The organism is Wohlfahrtiimonas larvae, from assembly GCF_002006755.1.
GTDB lineage: Bacteria > Pseudomonadota > Gammaproteobacteria > Cardiobacteriales > Wohlfahrtiimonadaceae > Wohlfahrtiimonas > Wohlfahrtiimonas larvae.
This window is the reverse complement of sequence record NZ_MVDO01000282.1, coordinates 1-224: the sequence shown is the minus strand read 5'-3', so window position 1 is coordinate 224 and position 224 is coordinate 1. Positions and strand designations below refer to the sequence as shown.

Annotated in this window: 1 rRNA gene; it reads right to left on the bottom strand. The window is 55.4% G+C overall.

Annotation, left to right across the window (positions count from 1 at the left end):
- Positions 1–224 (bottom strand): 16S ribosomal RNA (locus tag BZK14_RS13055); the annotation flags it as partial.

Below are 224 nucleotides of genomic sequence, written 5' to 3'. Positions count from 1 at the left end.
CGCTTCCGTCAATTTCTTTAAGTTTCACACTTGCGTGCGTACTCCCCAGGCGGAACACTTAACGCGTTAGCTACGACACCGAAGGGGTCGATTCCCCCGACACCTAGTGTTCATCGTTTACGGCCAGGACTACAGGGGTATCTAATCCCTTTCGCTCCCCTGGCTTTCGTCCATGAGCGTCAGTAATGGCCCAGCAGAGCGCCTTCGCCACTGGTGTTCTTCCC